We start from the raw sequence: 17,995 nt of genomic DNA, 5'->3' as shown, positions 1-17,995 counted from the left end.
GCCAGAAATTCGATGAGGACATCGCGTTCGCCCCGCCGACGCCAGCCCCACTCACCGCAGCTGCTTGACCCGATAGCTGCATGGGGTGTCTTGTCCGCAACGACGTGGTCGGGCCGGGTACGGGGCGCCCCGGCCCGACGCGGGGAACCCGGATTTCTTCCATCACGGCTTCCAGGCGGGTGCAGTCGTTGGTGTTGCCGCCCGTGAGGACGAAGCCGAGCGGGCGGCCGCGTCCGTCGCAGGCCAGGTGGAGCTTGGTGCTCAGTCCTCCACGGGATCGGCCGAGGGCGTGATCGCCCGCTTCGTCCCGGTCGAGTGCCCCCTTTTGCCGCCCGTGGCGTGCTGGTGGGCCCACACGATCGTAGTGATCGGCGGTGAGCTGATGCCCGCGGCGCAGCCGGCCCAGATGCGCACGACCGTCCCGGCGGAGTACGTGGGCCCCGGCGCCCGCTACGGGCTGGGCCTCGCCAGCCGCCCGCTCCCCTGCGGGGGCCTGTCCCGGGGCCACGGCGGCACCCTTCCCGGGTACGTCACCCGGGGCGGTGTGACGGAGGACGGCCGGGCCGTGAACATCGCCGTGACCGCGGTGCCCCCGTCGCCGGGGGCGAAGCAGCGGGTGGCCGACGCCGTCGACGAGGCGCTCTGCCGCTGAGAAGGTGCCGGGCAGTCGATCAACCGCGGGGCGCGTCCGGCGCGTCCGTGACGTGATGTGCCGGCGGTGGTCCTCGCGGTCGAGGCGTCCGCGAAGATCACCGCTGTGTGTCTGCGCGCGCAAGCCGCCCTGTGACTCGTCGACGAGTGCACGGCTGTGACCTGCACCGGTGAGGCCGGTTGGGCGGAACCCACCGGCCGCCCGGGCCAGAACCCACCAGGGCGGCGGAGAACTCACCGTACCCGCCCGACCTCGCCCGCCACGTCTGCCCGCGCCGCGACCGGGCCGCCGGCCCGGTGACATGAGAGCAGGTCCCAGGGGGTGTACGACCTCGACGGTGCGGTGGGCCGGAGCGCGAACTGCCCCGCCCGGGCCCGGGCCGGGCCGCCCCGACGGGAGCCGCCGCGAGGCCGGCTGCACCCCCCGCCGGGCCGTCCGGGGGTTCGGAGGTTCGGCGCCCGGCGCCCCGAAGGGCCGTGGGCCTCGGCGGCCACCGGGGCCGGGCACTGTCCGCGTCCGGCACGGTGGCCGCCGAGGCCCACGGCCCGTGCGGGTCCCGCCCGCGGGCGGGCTACGGAAGGGTGGGGAGGTAGTTCGGGGCGTGGCGGGCCTGGGTGGCCTGTTCGTAGGCGTAGGCGTAGCCGAGGAGGCGGGCGTCGCTGGAGCGGGTCCCGAGGAAGGAGACCCCGAGCGGCAGTCCCTGGTCGGTGTAGCCGGCCGGCACGGTGATCTGGGGGTAGCCGGCCACCACCGAGTTGTCGGTCGTGCTGGCGAACGGGCTGGGGGCGTCGGGCTGGAAGTCCACCGGCGTGGCGGGGAGCGTGGTGGGGGTGACGATCGCGTCGAGCTTGTGGGCCGCGAGGGTGTCGTCGATGGCGCGCCGGGCCAGGTCGACCGCGGCGGCGCGGTGGGCCCGGTACTGCGGGTCGTCCACGTTGCCGTCGCTCTGCTGCGCCATTTCGAAGTACTCCTGTCCGAACCTGGCCATGTCCTCGATGTCGGCGTGCTCCCGGTTGTAGGCGATGAGGCCCGCCAGGTCGGCCGGGTGGGAGCCCGGCGTGGCGGCGAGGTAGGCGTTGACGTCGTGCTTGAACTCGGTCATCAGGGCGGGGAGCAGGTGCTCGTGGAGCTTCTCGGGCTGCGGCACGTCCGCGCCCTCGACCACGGTGGCGCCCAGTGCCTTCAGCCGCCGGACGGTGGCGTCGAAGACCCGGTCCGCGTCGGGGCTGATGCCCGTGTGCCCCTCGCGCCAGACGCCGATCCGCTTGCCGCGCAGCGCCCCCCGGTCCAGCACCGTGCGGTAGTCGGCCGGGAGCGTGCCCGCGGCGGGTGCGGTGGCCGGGTGGAGGGTGGGCCACAGGCGCAGAGCGTGGGTGCGAGCGCCGGAGCGGGCCGGCGCCTTCTCGAAGGCGGTCTTGGTGGCGCCCTTGGCGGGCAGCTCGCACCAGGCGCGGTAGGCGGTGAGCTTGTCGACCGGGGTGTCGGTGCTCTCGTTCTCCCGGTCGACCTCGACCAGGAGCAGCGGCGCCTTGGCGCCGGGGTCGCGCAGCACCAGGTCGGTGAAGAGCGAGCGGCGGTGCGGGATCGCGTGCTCGACCTCGGTGGAGAACGCCTGAAGGTGCCCGAAGCCGGCGCGGGCGAGAAGGCCGGCGGTGGTGACGACGTCCAGGGCGTGCTCGGAGAACGCGGTGTCCGGGCCCTCTCGCTCGGGACGCGGCGCGGCGAGTTTAGTCCCGGCCGGAAAGGGCCGGTGGCTTCGCGGTGACCAGCCGCGGTCAGGGTCCCCGGCTTGCGCGCGGCCGGCTGGAGGCGGGTGAGCGGTCGGCGCCTGCTCTGGCGGAGGCAGCCTGGTCACTGTGGTAAGTCACACGCCGCTTCCTGTGCTGACTGGCAGTCAGTAGTCTGCTGGCTGCGCGCATTGCCGATCCGGGGGTGTTCATGCAAGGGCTCGGTCCGCACGATCCTCGCAGGGTCGGTACGTACGACATCGTCGGCAAGCTCGGCGAAGGAGGCATGGGGCACGTTTACAAGGGCCGGTCATTGGGTGGGCGCTGGGTCGCCGTGAAGGTGGCTCGACCCGAACTCGCTGCAGACCCGGGCTTCCGTCAGCGATTTCGCGCAGAGGTCGCCGCGGCCCGCAGGGTCGGGGGGTTTCATACGGCCCAGGTCGTCGACGCCGATCCCGAGGCTCCGCAGCCGTGGATGGTGACCGCTTTCATAGCAGGTCGCTCAGTCGACCGCGTACTTCTTGAGGACGGGCCGTTCGATGAACCGGCCCTGCGCTCGTTCGGAGCGGCCCTCGCCGAGGCGCTCCAGGCCATCCACGACTGCGGGCTGGTCCACCGCGACCTCAAGCCGGCCAACATTCTCATGTCCGACGACGGTCCAAGGGTCGTCGACTTCGGCATCGCCCGGGCCCTGCAGAACACCCGGCTGACCAACACGGGCACCGTCATCGGCACTCCGGGCTTCCTCGCCCCCGAGCAGATCACCGGCGGGGACGTCGGCCCGGCGGCCGATGTCTTCGCCCTCGGCGCTGTCCTGGCCCATGCCGCAGGCGCTCTCCCCTTCGGCCAGGCCGAACCCGTGGCGCTGATGTACCGGGCCGTCCACAACGAGCCGGACCTCACTGCGGTGCCCGCCGACCTGCGCCCGCTCATTGCCTCCTGCCTGGCGAAGAACCCTCTGCACCGCCCCTCGCCCGGACAACTGCTCGCCTTCCTCGCCGAACCCCGGCCTGCGGCGACAGGATCCGAAAGCACATCGCCGGGCGATGGTGCCGACCGTCAGGCGCCGACGGAGCCTGACCAACCCCACCCGGGCGCCGAGCAACCTCCCGGCACCACCCGCATCTCCCGGCCCGAGCAGGCCCGCAGCGACGCCGTAGTGCTCATGGACAGCGAACGCGCAATATTCCTCCCCCCACTGGGATATTTTCTGGGCGCCATTATTTGGCTGATCAACCTGTTCCGGATGCACAACCAGAAGTATCCGCCAGAACCTGTTTTCTACTGGATTTCAGGAATCTGTATCGCCGGTTGCATCGTAATGACCTTCCGCAGCACAGGCTGGCGAGCCCTGAAGCTCGATGACATAGCGGTAACCGTCATGGTCTCCAATAAGGCCGGCGCCGTCATCCCCTGGTCGGAAATAGTGTCCGTCACACCCCACGCGCAGGAGAGCCTGGGCCGGCAAACCATTCTCGTCAAATTGCGAACACCGGCCGGACTTCCCGTCAACCGCAAGGGCATAGAGGTCAGGACCCCGACCGAAGTCATCCTGCCCCTGCCCTCAGGCGCCCCGATGTCGCATGTGGATAGGCGCCGGGAATTTACCGCCGCGATAGCCCGCTTCGCCCGCCACGTCGACACCAGCAGCCTGTAGAGCCGTTCATCCAGTTCGGCGGCTCCCCCTGGCGGGGCACTCGCACCGGATCAGGGCCAGGCGGCCGTCGTGGAGCAGGACCGCGCACACCCGCGTCCGACCGGCCCGGTGTCCGCGATGGCGGTCACCGCCAGGACCAGGTCGGGCAGGCGGGTTCGTGCCAAACACCTCACGGCGCCAAGGCGTCAAGTTGTCGTCGGGGTCATTCATGGGACTGTCGAACGGACCGGATCTTCGTGCGCCAGAATCGCGGCATGGCGATGGCGCGGCACTGGTACTCCTCGGCTCCCGTTGTGGACGGTCTCTCGTTGCTGGGCGAGCCCGGGTTCTGGGCTGCGCACCTGGTCGACCTGTACGAGGGCGAGTCGCCGGAGGCCTTCGGCGTGGACGTCGCCGATGTCGGCGCCATGCTGGAGCGCCTGCAGGACAAGTCGGCCTGGCCCACGTTCACGGTCCCTCTGGCGAAGGGGTTCTCGATCGTCCTGCACTACAACAGCGGCGAGGACTTCACGAGCACGGACTGCTTCCTGGTCCGCTCAGGCAGCCCCGATGCGGTCCTGGCCAGCACGGGCCAGGACCGCACCGGTCCGGGCCTGTGCTGGCCGGAGCTCGCCGCGATCCTCCGTGCCCCGGAAGGGGTCGATGGTGTGACCGATCCGCATGCCCGTCTGCTCCTGCTCCTGCCGGTGCTGGGCGACTCGGCCGTCCCCGACGAGGCAGTGGAAGCCGTCACCGAGGCACTGGTCGCCCACGGTGCCCCGCAGGGGTGCCAGCCGCTGGCCCGGCACCTGCTCGGAGGCCACCCGATGTGGGGCGCCCAGACGTGGTCGTTCGACGCGGACGCGCGGAGCTGGATCTGCGACGGCGAGCACAGCCCACGACAGACCCCACTCGGTGACCACCTGCCCCAGGACCGGCGCGCCGAGTTGGAGGACTGCTTTGGGGCGGAACAAGATGCCTGAGCCGTATCAGGCGGCAACAGCGATCAGTGGGACGGGGAAAGCAGCCTGCTCGTCGAACAGCCGGCGGGCCTTGAGGCAGTGGTAGAGCCGACCGAGCATGCGGTTGAAGAGGTTTCGCTGCGCGGCGGCGTGCCAGTCGCCGGCATCGTCGCGGCGGCGCCGGTAGTGGGCCTTGGCACCGGGTGAGGCATTGAGCGCCGAGAACGCCCAGGGGTGGCCGGCGTGGTTGAGTCGGTCGTTCTTCATCCAGCGGCGGGTGATGCCGGACTTCTTGCCGGAGGTCCGGGTGACGGGCGAGGCGCCGGCGTAGGCCTTGAGGCCGCGGGGCGTCGGCGAACCGGTCGCGGTCGTCGCCGATCTCGGCCAGGACGCGGGCGCCGAGCTGCATGCCGAGGCCGGGGAAGCTGAGGATGATCTCGGCGTCCGGGTGCTGCGGGAACACCTCCTCGACCGCTTGGGCGAGGTCGTCGGCTGCGGTGCACGCGGCGGTGAGCTGCCCCAGGAGGGCGAGCATCTGCCGGCCGAGCGCATCCTCCACCAGGGCGGGCTGGTGAGCCCAGTCGGAGCGGAAGACCTGGCGCAGCCGGTCGGTGTCGGCCTCGATGCCGCGCCGGCGGCCGGCCCGCTGAGGGCGGCAGCCAGCTGTATGCGGGTCAGCCGGCGGCCTGGGCCGGAGTCGGGGCGACCTTGAGGATCTCGCGGGCCTCGGGGCGGCACAGACCGTTCTTCCACGGCTCGAAGGCGGCCAGTGCCGAGGGGTAGTACTCACGGAGCAGGGAGCGCAGCTGGTTGGCCATCTGCTGCTTGTTCCACGTCGCGTCCTGCTGGGCGCGGGCGAGAACGGCGACTGCGCGAGCCAGGTCGGTGTCGTCGGGCAAGGGGCGGTGGGCGTGCATATCGGTGCGAAGGATGTTCGTGAGCACGAGAGCGTCGCCCGGGTCGGATTTCTTGCGGGAGACGGCGTGGCGGTCGCGGTAGCGGCCGCCCGCGCCTACCCCGGCCCGACCAGTCCGCACTCGTACGCGAAGATCACCGCCTGCACCCGGTCCCGCAGACCCAGCTTGGCCATGACCCGGCCGAGATGCTTCTTCACCGTGGGCTCCGCGAGACCGAGGGCGGCGGCGAGTTCCGTGTTGGTCAGGCCGCGGGCGGCCCCCAGCAGGACCTCCCGCTCGCGCGCGGTCAGCACGCGCAGCCGCTCCGCGTCGCCCCCGCCGCCGCCGTCGTCGTCGTCCCCGGCGGCGGCGGGGAGGCGGTGCGCGAAGCGATCCAGCAGCCGCCGGGTCACCCGGGGGGAGACCACGGCGTCCCCCCGGGCCACGTCGCGGATCGCCCCCAGCAGTTCCTCCGGCCGGCTGTTCTTCAGCAGGAAGCCGGAGGCCCCGGCACGCAGCGCCTCGAAGGCGTACGCGTCCAGGTCGAAGGTCGTGAGCACCAGCACCCGCGTCCCGGGCACCTCGCGCAGCAGCCGCCGGGTCGCCTCGATGCCGTCGGTGCCCGGCATCCGCACGTCCATCAGCACCACGTCCGGCCGCAGCCGCCGCGCCAGCTCCACCGCCGCCGCCCCGTCGGCCGCCTCCCCGACCGGCTCCATGTCCGGCTCGGCGCGCAGGATCATGCCGAACGCCAGCCGCAGCAGTTCCTCGTCGTCCACCAGCAGCACCCGGACGCTCACGGCGCGCCCCCGGGATCCAGCCGTACGAAGACCCGCCAGCCGCCGCCCGGCCGCGGGCCCGCCTCCAGCACCCCGCCGAAGGCCGCGGCGCGTTCCCGCATCCCCGTGAGACCCCGCCCGGACCCGGCGGACCCGGCGGATCCGGGGCGCCCGGTCGCTGCGGCCCGCCCGTCGTCGGTCACCTCGACCGTGACCGCCCCCGGCGCGCAGGACACCCGCACCTCGGCGCGCGACCCCTGCGGCGCGTGGCGCAGCGTGTTGGTCAGCGACTCCTGGACGAGCCGGTGCACCGTCAGCTGCGCCGCGGCCGGCACTCCGGCGGCCTCGCCGTCCACCCGCAGCCGGGTCACGAGGCCCGCCGCCTCCATCCGCTCGCACAGCGCCCCGAGCTGGCCGATCCCCGGCGGCGACCGCCGGTCGTCCCCGGGCCCCGCGTCGGGACCGGCGTCGGTACCGGCGTCCTGGAGCAGGCCCAGCGCCCGCCGCATGTCGGTCAGCGCCTGCCGCCCGGTCTCCGCGATCCGGGCCGTCACGGCGGAGGCGTCGGCCGGCCGCGCGTGCCCGAGCGCGTCCGCCAGCGCCACCACCACCGACAGGCCGTGCGTCACGCTGTCGTGCAACTCCCGCGCGATCCGGGCGCGTTCCTCCTCCACGGCCCGACGCTCCCGCTCGTCGCGGTCCCGTTCCAGCCGCGCCAGCCGCTCCGCCCGCGCGGCCCGCCGGATCCGGGCGTTCGCCCCGAGCAGCGCGCTCGCGGCGACCGCCGCCGTCATCGCGGCGGCCGAGGCGGGGAACCGTCCCTCGGGCGCCCAGCGCGCCGCCGCCAGCACCGCCCCGGCCACCGCCACCAGACCCGCCGCCCACGCCGACCGGTACGGCGCTCGCGCGGTCACCGTACCGAGGGCGACCAGCAACGCCGCGTCGGCCGGCAGCTGAACACCCAGCAGCCACTGCGCGAGCGCCGCGGCGGCGATCACCCCGAACGCGGCCCGGGGCGCCCGCCGCCGCCACACCAACGGCAGCACCAGAGCGGTCTGCAGCGCGAAGCCCGTACCGTCCGCCACCCGCCCCGGCCCGAGCGTCACCAGGAACAGGGCCGCCGCGAGCGCGGCGTCCGCCACCAGGGGCGGCACCCGCCCCGGCACCCGCCCCGGCAGCCAGGCGAGGGCGCCCGGCGGGCCCGTCCGTACCGCGCCGGTCCCGGTCATCGTGTCCGTCCTCGCGTCCTCGTCGTCCGGCGTCCTCGCCGGAGCCCCACGGTAGGGCCCCCGCGCCCGCGAAGGCGTCCGCCCACCGGCGGAGACCGGGGAGACCCCGGGACACCGGGGGCTCCTCCGTGCGAAGGAGCGGAGGAGCCCTGGGGCGACCCGCGACCACCGGCGGGATCGTCCCCCGGCAGGGTGCCCCGCACCCCCCGGCGGCGAAACCCTGGTGGCGACCCCGCAGCCGCACCGCCCGAGGAGCCCGCCCATGCCCATGCCGCTGACCCGCCGCGCCCTGCTCGGCACGCTCGGCGCCGCCGCGCTCGCCACCGTGGCCGCCGCCCCGGCCCCCGCGCCCGGACACCGCCCGGCCGCCCCCGGTCCGGGAAGCCGCCCCGCCGCCCCGGCCGGGGGACACGGTCCCGCGCACGCCCCCGGCACCCCCGTCCCGCTGCGGCTGCCCGCGCCCACCGGGCCCTGGCCCGTCGGCACCGTCGCGCTGCACCTGGTCGACGACAGCCGCCCCGACCCCCTCCTCCCCGCCAAGCCCTACCGGGAGCTCATGGCCGGCCTCTGGTACCCGGCGGAACCCGGCGCCGGCCACCCGACGGCCCCCTGGCTGCCCCCGGCCGCGGCGGCCGACTGGGACGCGCACTGCGCACCGGCCCTCGGTGTCCCCGCCGGCGCCGCCGACTGGCGGGGGATCAGGACCCACGCCCGCACCGGCGCGCCCGTCGCCCGCCGTGCCGGCCGGCTGCCCGTGGTGCTGTTCTCCTCCGGCGACGGCGGCTCGCGCGCCCTCGGCACCACCCTGGTCGAGGAGTTGGCGAGCCGCGGCCACCTCGTCGTCGCCCTCGACTCCACGTACGAGGCCGAACAGGTCGAGTTCCCCGGCGGCCGGGTCGAACGCGCCCTCCCGCTCCCCGACGACCTCACCCCGGAGGTCATCGCCGCCCTCCTCGCCGGGCACTCCCGGGCCCGCCTCGCCGACGCCCGCTTCGTCCTCGGCGCACTCGACCGGCTCGCCCGCGGGGACCGCCCCGACACCGGCACCGACCCGCTCCCGGACGGGCTCGCCGAAGCCGCCGACCCGGCCAGGACCGGCGTGCTCGGGCAGTCCCTCGGCGGCTCCGTCGCCGCCCAGCTCGCCCACGACGAGCCCCGCGTCCGCGCGGCGGCCGACCTCGACGGCGCCCTCCTCGGCCCCGTCGCCGACAGCGGCCTCGCCAAGCCCTTCCTGCTGATGGCCTCCGGCACGAAGACCCTGCGCACCGAACCGAGCTGGGCCTCCTGCTGGGCGGCGTCCACCGGCCCCCGGCACGCTCTGCGGCTGCGGAACGCCGCCCACGGCTCGTACACCGACCTCCAGGTCCTCCTGCCCCAGCTCGTCCGCCGCCTCCCGGTCCCCGACGCGGCCGCACTCATCGGCACCGTCGACCCCCGGCGCTCCCTGGCCGCCCAGCGCACCGCCGTCGCCGCCTTCTTCGCGCGGTACCTGACGGGGCGGCCCACCGGCTTCCTCGACCGGCCCGGCGACGACTGGCCGGAGCTGGAGGTGCTGCGCTGAACCGGCCCGACCGGCCCGCGGGATGTGCGGGAGGTCCTGGTGACGCCGGCGGTTCCTTGGTGCAATGGCTGCTGTGACGACTCCCTTCACGATCCACCGCCCCGAGTTCCTGCGCCTGACGGGTCTGCTCGACCCTGTGGTGCCAGCGGCCAGCATGCTGTCGACGTGGGACGCGGGCGAGTGGGAGATGGCTGTCGAGGATCTCGCCGAGCGGTTCTCCGAGTACCACACGCCGCTGGCGAGTGCGGACCGGGCAGCCCTCCTGGCCCTGGCCGAGGCGTTCGGCTTGTCGGCCAAGGCCGCGGCGGCGCTCCGCTGGTGCCCCGACCCGCAGGCGGGCACCGAGCGGTGGTGGGAGGTCGAGGACTCGCCCCGGGCCGCGGCCCTCGCGGGCGAACTGCGCCGGGAGGTCGCACCGGGCCACCCGCTCCACGGCATCGCGCTCACCCCCTGGCTGGAGTGCGGGGCCTGCGACGACGTCCTGGTGCGCCTCGACGACGAGACCGCCCTGCCCGGCACGGGCCCGTACCGGGTCGCCGTCGTCCGGCCGACCTGGTCCCGCGGCCCCGAGGCACCGCCACGGCCCGCGACGGCCGTCTTCGACCGGGCACTGGACGCCCTCGACCGGCTCGAGTCCTGCTCCCCCACCGCGGGCTGAGCCAATCGAGCCGCGTACCAGCGGGGAGTTGAGGACCGGCGGCGCAGGTCCTGGTCGGCGGGAACCGGGCCGCGGCTGCTCAGGTCCAACCCAGCCGTCCGAGCGCGGTGGCAGGGCCCAGGGTGGGGCGGGTGGTGCCGGTCATCGCGCGGTGCCTCCGAAAGTCGGGAGCGGGGTGCCGGCGGCTGTCCCGGTCCGGGGTGGGCCGGGGCGGCGGGGTCTTGCGGGGCGGGTCAGCCGGTGACGGTCTCGGCGTGCCGGGTGAGGGCGTCCAGGAGCGCGCTCTGGTGGTCGGTCAGCTTGCCCTCGGTGCGGGCCCCCGCCTGCTTGCGCAGCCACGTACCGGGCCGGAACGCCGGGTCGTCGCCGAGGCCGGTGCGGTTCGCCGGGCCGTCCAGGGTGCCGCCGGCGGCGAGGTAGGCGAGCAGGCGGCGGTAGGAGCGGTTCCAGTCCGGCTCCAGACGCCACAGCTCGTCCAGCGCGTCCAGCTTCGACTCCTGGTCGGTGACGAGGTTGTCGGCCTTGCGCTGGCGGCGCATCCACGCACCGACCGCGTAGTCGTCGAGCTTCGCGGTCGCCGGGATCGCCAGGTGCCCGTGCTGGCGGTGGAACGCCTTCGCGTAGGCGTGGCCGCGTTCCCAGGCGTTGGTGTTCTTCGACCAGATCATGCCGAGCGCGTCCAGCTCCGAGACACGGGCGGGGTCGAGTAGGCCCTGGCCATTCAGGTGGCGCTGGCGGATGAGCCAGGAGATCAGCTCGGCGTGCTTCGTCTTGTCGGTGGGGTCGAGGTGGCCGTGCTCGATGTGGAACCTGGCCGCGACGGCGTGCATCCGCTGCCACTCGACCGCTCGCGGGTTGAACGCCCGCAGCTTCACCGTCTGCAGGATCCGAGCCGCGTGGTGCCGGGCGTTGATCCGCAGCCACTCGATCGGCGACTCGACCGGGGCCGGCTGCTGCTCCCCCTCCCCCGCCTCGGCGGCCGGCTTGGTCGCGGTGGTGTGCGCGGTGCCCTGGGAGCGGCTGGCGCGTAGTTCGGTGATCCGGCCGACCACCCGGGCGTCGTGGGCCGCGAGAGCCCTCAGGACCCGCCAGATCGTACGGAAGGAGGAGGCCTCGATCTCGGCGTCGGCCCCCGCTTTCACGGCCTCGCCAGCGTCGTGGACCTCGGCCGGATCCGCGGTGGCGGTGTCGTCGCCGGCCTCCGGCGTCGGGAGGTACACCGGGATGAGGACCCAGGAGACCTTGCCCTGCCGGTAGGACTGGCGCAGTGCGCGGCCGACGGCCTGGACGATGTCGATGACGCTCGACTTCGGGTCCGCGAAGCAGATGGCGTCCACGGCGGCGACGTCGATGCCTTCCGTCAGGAGCCGGCTGTTGCAGAGGATGCCGCACTCCTCGCCGTCCTCGCCGGTGTGGGCCTTGAACTCGGCGAACGCGGCCCGGCGGTCCTTGAGGCGGTCGGTGCCGGCCACCGCCTTCGCCCAGATCCGCTCCGGACGCTCCGCGTCGGGTAGCAGCTCCGAGGCCTCCAGCAAGGAGTTCGCGAACTCGCGGGCCGCCGATACCCGGGAGTGGAAGGTGATGACCCTCCTGAGTCCGAGGTCGGCGACCGCGCGCAGGGCGGCGATCTGCAAAGCGAGGCGCAGCAGTTCCTCGTTGGTGCGCTGGGTGCGCAGGTCGGCGACGGCGGGGAGGTCGAGGAGTTCGCGCAGGTCCTCGTCCGTGACCACCGGCACGAGGACGCGGTAGTCGGCGAGGTAGCCGTGCTCGATTCCCTGGCCGAGCGTCCAGGTGAACACGGTCTTACCGTAGATCTCCTCCGAGTCCATGGAGCACAGGGCGGGCAGCGCCTGGCCGCCGGCGTCGGCGAGGTCGGCCAGGCCGTCCTTCGCCCGCCGGTCGTCCGCGATCCTGGGCGTGGCGGTGAAGTACAGCCGGCGCTTCGCCGGGACCTGGGCGTCGGCATGGATCGCGGCCCACGCCTTCCCCTCCGAACCGGCCGTGCGGTGCGCCTCGTCGACGACGACCAGGTCCCAGGCCGACAGGCCGCACAGCCGGTGGGCCTGGACGATCCGCTCCAGCGAGGCGTAGGTGGCGTACACGGTCACCGGCTGGTTGTCGGGGGCGCCGTTGACCAGGTCGGTGATCCGGGCCGCCTGCGTGGTCACCTCGGCGCGGACGCGACCGCCCGCCTCCGCGCTCTCCAGCGCCTCCTCCCGCGAGCAGGCCGCGATGGCCAGGCCGCGGCGGCCGCCCTTCGTGGACCAGGACTCGGCGGTCTGCTCCAGCAGCTCGATCGTCGGCACCAGCACCAACACCCGGCCCCGAGCGGCCAGGCGCCGCGCGCAGCCGGCGGCGATCAGCGTCTTGCCCGAGCCGGTCGCCGCGACGACGGTGGCGCGGCCGCCGTCCTTCACCTCGCGCACCGCGGCGGCGACGGCGTCCTTCTGGAACCAGTGCAGCGGCAAGGGGTTCACGACAGCAGGGCCGGTCGGCTGCGCCGGGACCGGTCCGGCGTCGGTCCGGAACGCGGCCGGGACGTCCTGCTCGGTGAGGGTGGTCTCCACGGCGGTACTTCTCCTTCGGATGCCGAGACGGCTCGGCGGTGCGGGCGGGGCTGTGGAAGGGTCAGGGGCGGGCGGCCTCTCTACTGGTCCTCGGGGATCCAGCCGCGGACTTCGAGGTAGGCGATGTCGGCGTCCTCGACGGCGCGGCCGGTCTCCACCAGCCACTCCTTCATGGCCTCGGTGACGTCGCCGTGGTGGTCGGCGACCCGCCGGGACCACTCGGCGGCGTCGAAGCCGCCGCTGCTCGCGGAGCCGTAGGTGCGCTCCTCGGTGCCGTCCGAGCGGGGGATGAAGCCGCGGCGGATACCGCCGGAGTCCTTCTCCGACCCGGCCGAGTAGACGTACTGGTTGGCCTTCATCCGGACGGTGAAGGCGAGGCGGCCGCCGGCCTGGCCGGTCTCGTGGACGACCGGGGCGAGGTGGCTCGCTCCGGACTTGATGGCCTGCTTCCCGGCCCGGCCGGCCATCGACCCGCCGGCCTCGCCGACGGTGTCCTTGCCGCGCACCCGGGCCTTCTGGCCGGTCTTGGTTCGGCGGCGGCTGGTGTTCGCCTCGGCGATGCCGGACAGGGCCTCCTCGTCGCGCTCGCCGGCGCGCACCGCGCGGACCACTTGGCGCAGCGCGTCGACCATGCTCGCGCCCTTGCCCTTGGTGAAGAACTGCGAGACCAGCGAGGTGTCGCGGCCGAGCATCTTGGCCACCTGGCGCTTGGTGTAGCCCTGGTCCAGCAGCTCCTGGGTCAGGCGGGCGGCCTCGTTCGGGTTGTTCGGGTCGGCCGGGCTCACTGGTCAGTCCCCTTCTCGGTGGCGGCGAGTTCGGCGCGGCCCAGGCCGCGCAGCTGCAGGTACTGCTCCTGGCTGACCGGGTGCTCCACCGGGCCGCTCAGGTGGCCCTTGAGGAGGTAGTCGCCCACCTCGCCGCGGTAGGGCCAGGGCTGGCGCTCGGTCAGGGCGATGCCGTCGGTGCCGAAGTACACGACCGTGCCGGGCTTCGCGTGCAGGGCCCCGGCGTAGCCGATGACCTCCTTGCCCTGGCGGTACTTCATGTCCAGCAGCGCCGCCCGCGCGCCCGACCACACGTAGGCCGCCCACTCGGGGTGTGCGTACGGGTCGCGGGAGAAGCCGGCCTGCCGCTGCCAGGTGACCACCTCGCTGTCCTGGCCGAGGATCTCCACCCCGGCGGGGAGCGCCTCGCCGGGCGGGGTGGTGCCGGAGACCAGGCGCGGGCGCTGCGCGAAGCCGCCGAGGCCGAACAGCAGCACGCTGCGGACGGCGCGGGAGGCGAGGTACGCGGCGGTGCGCTGCCGCTCGTCGCCGTGCAGCTTGGAGAGGTTGGTCAGGTCCGCCCAGGCGGCCTTGAGGCGCTTGCCCCACTCGTCGAGTGGCTTGCCGTCCTCGAACAGCAGGCCGCCGAGGACCTCGATCCGCCACGGCGCGATGTGGTTGGACAGGGCGAGGTGGACCTCGGCGCCGCCCGCCCACGTCGTGAACGTGGCGCCAGGCTCGGAGGGGTAGCCCCAGGCGCGGTCACCGGTCACGGGGGCCGGGAGCAGGCCGACGTGCTGCCAGCCCTGCGGGACGGTGACGCGGATGTTCCAGTGCGAGCAGGACATCAGGGCCTTGACCTGCTCCGCCTCGGTCATCGCCGCGAACGCGGCGGCGGTGATCCGCCGGGGCGTGCCGACCGGCGACTTCCACAGGTGCTTGGCGTAGGCGAAGGTGCGGTCGTACTCCACCAGCGCCGGGAGCTGCTCCGGAACGCGCGGGGGCAGGATCAGCTCGGTGCGGCCCTGGCCGCCGGTCGCGTGCAGCAGGCCCCGCAGCTCCTCCGACAGGACCGGGTAGCCGCCCGCCCACTTGCCGGTGGTGGGGATGGTGCGCGACCACAGGTCCCGGCCGGTCTGGCTCGGGGATCCCATGAGGACCGCGTCGTCCCAGTGCCGGCGCAGCGCCTGCCACAGCAGCCGGAACGCGTCCCGGCAGGTGACGACGTCGGCGCCGTCCGGGTCGAACCACTCCCCCATGCTGCGGATCTCCGTGACCGGCCCGTCCGTGGCGCTCGCGGGGGCGTAGCGGCCGACCGGCTGGCGCTGGTGGACGAAGTGCCCGGCGAGCTTGTCCCGGCCGGAGCCGACGGCGGTGGTCCACCGCTCGCTGGGGGCGTTGAGCCAGGCGGCCACGGCGTCCTTGAGCGTGGAGTAGCGCTCGGCGCCGTCGTGCCACGGGGCACCCGCCGTGATGTAGATCCGCTCGGTGCCGGGTGCGGTCGCCAGGACGGCGTCCAGGATCTCCCCGGGGGTGCGGGCGCCGAGGTCGACCCGGACGACCTGGTCGCGGACCGCGAGCATCCCGTCCGCCGCGTCCAGGAATACCGTGGCGCGGGCCTGCTGCGTGTAGGGCGGGCGCTTGGAGACCAGGCCCGTGGTCACGGCCTCGAACCGCGCACCGGCCGGGCCCGCCGGGAGGGTGGGCAGCTCACGCGGACCTGCCTCGACCGCCGGACGCGGCGCGGCAGCGACCGGAGCGACCGAGGGAACCGACTCGACCGGCGCAGCGGCGGGGGCGGGAGCGGCGGGGGCGGGAGCGGCGGGGGCGGGCTGCTCGGCGACGGCCTGGTCCTCGACCTCGGTCGGTGCCCCGGTCACCGGGGCGGCCGGGGCCGGCTGCTCGACGACGGCGGCCGGGCGGGTCAGCGCCGGGGCGGGCGCGGCGGCGGGCTCGTCGACCGGCTCGGCCACGGGCGCCGGGGCGGGCACGGCGGCGGCGGCCTGGTCGTCGGTCTTGGCGGAGCGGACGGCGGCCGGGGTCGGGTCCAGCAGCGGCGCGAGGCGCACGACGTCGCCGACTGACAGCCCGGAGGCCTTCGCGATGGCCGGTGCCTGGGCGCCCTCGTACCCCGCGAGCCCGGCCACGCGGCGCGAGCGCTGGGCGGTGAGCTTGTCCAGCTCCTTCTGCGCGGCCGCGACCTGCTTCTCGACGGCCGTGATCTCGGTGCGCAACTCGCGCAGAGAGGCGAGTTCGGCGGTGTACGTCTTGCGGTCCATCAGCGGGTCACTCCCCCTCGGCGGCGGGCCGGTCGGTGGTGGTCGGGGTGGTGGAGACGTAGGCGATCGGGCCGCCGGAGACCGACGCCAGGCGGGTGCCGAGCAGCAGGCCCGCCAGGCGGGCGTCCTCGGGGTCGGTGGGGTCGGCGGCGTTCGCGGGGGCGGTGAGGTCGGTCAGGTAGCCGGCCATCCGGGCCTTCGGGAAGCGGAAGCGCCCCGCGGTGCCGACGGTGCCGTCGCCCTCCCACTCGGCCAGGCCGGTCAGCACCGCGACCACGAACCCGGCCACCGTCACCGGCAGCACCCCGCCGGCCGCGACGCGGGCCGGGTCGCACCGCCACCAGCCGGACAGCGCGGCCAGCAGCTGCGCCCGGTCCAGAGCGGTGCCGAAGCCGATCCACTCCCGGTCCGGCTCATCCACCTTCGCCGGGGCGTCCGAACGCAGCACCGCGACCTCGACCGCACCGAGCGCGGTCAGGTCGGCGGCGGGCCGGGCCTGCAGCTGCTGGAGCGCGGCCAGCGGGAACACCTGCCGACCCTGCTCGCGCACGCCCGGGACCACGCCGGTGGCCATCAGCTTCTTCACCGTCGGGATCGAGCACCCCAGGGCCGACCCGGCTTGACCGGTCGTCACGAACACACCCACAACCTCCACGCCTATTCATCCAACTCGAAAAGCTAGGGCGACTTTACGCCTCCCCACCGACACTTTCCACGCCTTTTTAGTAAGTCGTACAAGCATGCCCGGGGGCGGTCCGCCCTCCGCTGTCGGTGCCGGGTGCGACCGTGGTCGGTTGCCAACAGCGGAACGAGGCGAAGACGACGGCTCCGCGACAGCACAAGGCCGTGGTCCTGCTCGGCGTCGCCCTGGTTGGCGGCTACGTGTGCGGGAACCTCCCCCAAAGCCAGGGCCGCGCCCTGGGTCTGAGCCCGGCCCAGGTGACCGCGCTCGGCGTGGGCGTCGCCTACGCCATGAGCCGGGCATGAGCCCGGACAACGCAGCGGGCCCGGACCACCGTCGTGGGCGGTCCGGGCCCGCTGCGTTGCCGACCACACTCGCCGGGCTCAGGCGCTGTCGCCCGCCCAGTCCCAGCGGCGCGGGTCAGCCGGGCGCGGCTCGTAACGGGCGCGGCCGCCGTGTCCGTACTGGCCGAGCTCGGTGAGCAGCGCGGCCCCGTCGGCGAGCTGCTCGTCGTCCCAGCCCGAGTCCTGCTCTACGGCGAGCTGGACAACCGGCCCGCCCACCGGATCCTGTCCGCCTGCGCCGACCTGCTGCGCCGGCGCGACCCCGAGGCGGCCGCGGTGTGGTTCACGACGCTGGTCTACCTCAACCCCTTGACCCGCGCTCTCCCACCCCTAGCGTCCGGCACCACGGACCACCGAACGGCCCGGCGGCACCCACAGCGCCCCGGACCGCGGGGACCCGCGTCCGTACTCACTACCCGGGAGATGGAGAAGGACATGGTGGAGACGAGGCCGCGCGGCGAGGAACCGGGCGCGGCGGGGTGGGACGGCGCCGAACGGCGGGCTTCGGCGGCCCGACCGACGGTTCCGGAGCGGTCGCCCTGGTGGTCGCCGGACCGGTTGTGCGGCCAGGCCCTGGCCGGCCTCACCGGGAGCGTCGGGGCGTCGGCCGCGATCCGGGTGGCGCAGCTGCCGGCCGAGCGCGTCCGGATGGTCTGGCGCTGAGCCCGCTGTAGCCGGGGGCCGCCTGCGGGCGGCCCTCCCGGCCCGGGCCGGGAGGTCAGGGGGTGTCGCCTGCCCAGTCCCAGCGGCGCGGGTCAGCGGGCCGGGGTTCGTAGTGGGCGCGGCCGCCGGGACCGTAGGAGCCGATCTCGGTGGCCAGGGCGGCGCCGTCGGCGAGTTGCTCGCTGTCCCAGCCGGTGACGTCCAGGAGCAGCCCGTCGAGCGGGCCGGCGACGAGTTCCCGGTACCAGTGGCCCGGCCGAGGGCCGGGGTCGGGGTCGTCGTGGTCGGCCCCGTAGACCCTGCCCCGCATCAACGCCTCGTCGTCCATCGCGTCAGCATCCCAGCTGGGTCCGACAGGGCAGAGTCGTTCGTCGTCCGGCTTCGTGGGCTGGCCGGAGGGTCGGTGGAGAGAGAGCTGGCCGGGCTTCCCGTAGCGGCGCGGGGATCGGGACTTCGGCGATATCCGGCCGTCGCTTCAGGTGGCCGTGACCCCACGGGAGCGCGGCAAGCGGGGTGCCGTGACCGGCTCGCCGCTTCAGCTCGGGGTTCGGAAGCCGCGGGCCGGCCCTCTCCGAGGTGCCGGACTGCGACCGGTC

Annotated in this window: 16 protein-coding genes and 2 pseudogenes; 7 read left to right on the top strand and 11 right to left on the bottom strand. The window is 74.5% G+C overall.

What is annotated here, in order from left to right:
- Positions 1 to 175: 175 nt before the first annotated feature.
- Positions 176 to 366, bottom strand: a pseudogene (locus AC067J_RS36755) (IS5/IS1182 family transposase); the annotation flags it as partial.
- A 16-nt stretch (positions 367 to 382) separates the two neighbouring features.
- Between AC067J_RS36755 and AC067J_RS36750 the strand changes: the two are divergent.
- Positions 383 to 652, top strand: coding sequence for a hypothetical protein (locus tag AC067J_RS36750; RefSeq protein ID WP_478306808.1), 270 nt, complete (start codon positions 383 to 385; stop codon positions 650 to 652).
- A 571-nt stretch (positions 653 to 1,223) separates the two neighbouring features.
- On the opposite strand, the gene AC067J_RS36745 is transcribed toward AC067J_RS36750, so the two are convergent.
- The gene (locus AC067J_RS36745; RefSeq protein WP_478306803.1) at positions 1,224 to 2,507 is read right to left on the bottom strand and encodes an amidase family protein; all 1,284 of its coding nucleotides are present in this window, start codon (positions 2,505 to 2,507) and stop codon (positions 1,224 to 1,226) included.
- Between the two features lie 83 nt (positions 2,508 to 2,590).
- Between AC067J_RS36745 and AC067J_RS36740 the strand changes: the two genes are divergently transcribed.
- Both AC067J_RS36740 and AC067J_RS36735 read left to right on the top strand, forming a co-directional pair.
- Positions 2,591 to 4,036: a protein kinase domain-containing protein gene (locus AC067J_RS36740; RefSeq protein WP_478306807.1), complete on the top strand. Its 1,446-nt coding sequence runs from the start codon at positions 2,591 to 2,593 to the stop codon at positions 4,034 to 4,036.
- Positions 4,037 to 4,290: 254 nt separating this feature from the next.
- Positions 4,291 to 4,998 carry a hypothetical protein gene (locus AC067J_RS36735; RefSeq protein ID WP_478306801.1) on the top strand — a complete coding sequence of 236 codons (708 nt, stop codon included), beginning with the start codon at positions 4,291 to 4,293 and terminating at the stop codon, positions 4,996 to 4,998.
- A gap of 6 nt (positions 4,999 to 5,004) precedes the next feature.
- Here AC067J_RS36735 and AC067J_RS36730 read toward each other — a convergent pair.
- The 3 genes and pseudogenes from AC067J_RS36730 to AC067J_RS36720 all read right to left on the bottom strand — a co-directional run.
- Positions 5,005 to 5,987 (bottom strand): annotated as a pseudogene (locus AC067J_RS36730) (transposase); the annotation flags it as partial.
- 2 nt (positions 5,988 to 5,989) lie between these two features.
- Positions 5,990 to 6,673, bottom strand: coding sequence for a response regulator transcription factor (locus AC067J_RS36725; protein WP_478306800.1), 684 nt, complete (start codon positions 6,671 to 6,673; stop codon positions 5,990 to 5,992).
- The gene (locus AC067J_RS36720; RefSeq protein ID WP_478306798.1) at positions 6,670 to 7,881 is read right to left on the bottom strand and encodes a sensor histidine kinase; all 1,212 of its coding nucleotides are present in this window, start codon (positions 7,879 to 7,881) and stop codon (positions 6,670 to 6,672) included. The genes AC067J_RS36725 and AC067J_RS36720 overlap by 4 nt, the downstream gene beginning before the upstream one ends.
- 262 nt (positions 7,882 to 8,143) lie before the next feature.
- Here AC067J_RS36720 and AC067J_RS36715 point away from each other — a divergent pair, with 262 nt between their 5' ends.
- Both AC067J_RS36715 and AC067J_RS36710 read left to right on the top strand, forming a co-directional pair.
- The gene (locus AC067J_RS36715) at positions 8,144 to 9,442 is read left to right on the top strand and encodes an alpha/beta hydrolase family protein (RefSeq protein WP_478306796.1); all 1,299 of its coding nucleotides are present in this window, start codon (positions 8,144 to 8,146) and stop codon (positions 9,440 to 9,442) included.
- Between the two features lie 73 nt (positions 9,443 to 9,515).
- The gene (locus tag AC067J_RS36710; RefSeq protein WP_478306794.1) at positions 9,516 to 10,100 is read left to right on the top strand and encodes a hypothetical protein; all 585 of its coding nucleotides are present in this window, start codon (positions 9,516 to 9,518) and stop codon (positions 10,098 to 10,100) included.
- Positions 10,101 to 10,333: 233 nt separating this feature from the next.
- On the opposite strand, the gene AC067J_RS36705 is transcribed toward AC067J_RS36710, so the two are convergent.
- The 4 genes from AC067J_RS36705 to AC067J_RS36690 form a co-directional block, all read right to left on the bottom strand.
- Complete coding sequence (locus tag AC067J_RS36705) at positions 10,334 to 12,667, bottom strand: helicase associated domain-containing protein (RefSeq protein ID WP_478306792.1); 2,334 nt, start codon at positions 12,665 to 12,667, stop codon at positions 10,334 to 10,336.
- Between the two features lie 80 nt (positions 12,668 to 12,747).
- On the bottom strand, positions 12,748 to 13,452 hold the full coding sequence (locus tag AC067J_RS36700) for a helix-turn-helix domain containing protein (protein ID WP_478306790.1): 705 nt from the start codon (positions 13,450 to 13,452) through the stop codon (positions 12,748 to 12,750).
- Positions 13,449 to 15,710 (bottom strand): hypothetical protein, encoded by a 2,262-nt coding sequence (locus tag AC067J_RS36695; RefSeq protein WP_478306788.1) that lies wholly within the window; start codon positions 15,708 to 15,710, stop codon positions 13,449 to 13,451. Before AC067J_RS36695 ends, AC067J_RS36700 begins: the two co-directional genes overlap by 4 nt.
- A 7-nt stretch (positions 15,711 to 15,717) precedes the next feature.
- Entirely contained in the window at positions 15,718 to 16,344 is a 627-nt protein-coding gene (locus AC067J_RS36690; protein ID WP_478306786.1) for a DNA-binding protein, read from the bottom strand.
- A gap of 152 nt (positions 16,345 to 16,496) precedes the next feature.
- Here AC067J_RS36690 and AC067J_RS36685 point away from each other — a divergent pair, with 152 nt between their 5' ends.
- A complete protein-coding gene (locus AC067J_RS36685) occupies positions 16,497 to 16,697 on the top strand; it encodes a hypothetical protein (RefSeq protein WP_478306784.1) in 201 nt (66 codons plus the stop codon).
- A gap of 78 nt (positions 16,698 to 16,775) precedes the next feature.
- On the opposite strand, the gene AC067J_RS36680 is transcribed toward AC067J_RS36685, so the two are convergent.
- The gene (locus AC067J_RS36680; RefSeq protein WP_478306783.1) at positions 16,776 to 16,955 is read right to left on the bottom strand and encodes a hypothetical protein; all 180 of its coding nucleotides are present in this window, start codon (positions 16,953 to 16,955) and stop codon (positions 16,776 to 16,778) included.
- Between the two features lie 216 nt (positions 16,956 to 17,171).
- Here AC067J_RS36680 and AC067J_RS36675 point away from each other — a divergent pair, with 216 nt between their 5' ends.
- Positions 17,172 to 17,399 carry a hypothetical protein gene (locus AC067J_RS36675; RefSeq protein ID WP_478306781.1) on the top strand — a complete coding sequence of 76 codons (228 nt, stop codon included), beginning with the start codon at positions 17,172 to 17,174 and terminating at the stop codon, positions 17,397 to 17,399.
- 55 nt (positions 17,400 to 17,454) lie between these two features.
- On the opposite strand, the gene AC067J_RS36670 is transcribed toward AC067J_RS36675, so the two are convergent.
- Entirely contained in the window at positions 17,455 to 17,727 is a 273-nt protein-coding gene (locus AC067J_RS36670) for a hypothetical protein (protein ID WP_478306779.1), read from the bottom strand.
- Positions 17,728 to 17,995 lie beyond the last annotated feature (268 nt).

The sequence above is a fragment of the Kitasatospora sp. NPDC042419 genome, from assembly GCF_056437345.1.
This window is presented reverse-complemented; position numbering and strand designations above follow the sequence as displayed.

Coding starts and splice junctions, on each gene's coding strand:
- AC067J_RS36750 (WP_478306808.1), top strand. CDS start 383: ATGCCCGCGGCGCAGCCGGCCCAGATGCGCACGACCGTCCCGGCGGAG.
- AC067J_RS36740 (WP_478306807.1), top strand. CDS start 2,591: ATGCAAGGGCTCGGTCCGCACGATCCTCGCAGGGTCGGTACGTACGAC.
- AC067J_RS36735 (WP_478306801.1), top strand. CDS start 4,291: ATGGCGATGGCGCGGCACTGGTACTCCTCGGCTCCCGTTGTGGACGGT.
- AC067J_RS36720 (WP_478306798.1), bottom strand. CDS start 7,881: ATGACCGGGACCGGCGCGGTACGGACGGGCCCGCCGGGCGCCCTCGCC.
- AC067J_RS36715 (WP_478306796.1), top strand. CDS start 8,144: ATGCCCATGCCGCTGACCCGCCGCGCCCTGCTCGGCACGCTCGGCGCC.
- AC067J_RS36695 (WP_478306788.1), bottom strand. CDS start 15,710: ATGGACCGCAAGACGTACACCGCCGAACTCGCCTCTCTGCGCGAGTTG.
- AC067J_RS36675 (WP_478306781.1), top strand. CDS start 17,172: ATGGTGGAGACGAGGCCGCGCGGCGAGGAACCGGGCGCGGCGGGGTGG.
- AC067J_RS36670 (WP_478306779.1), bottom strand. CDS start 17,727: ATGGACGACGAGGCGTTGATGCGGGGCAGGGTCTACGGGGCCGACCAC.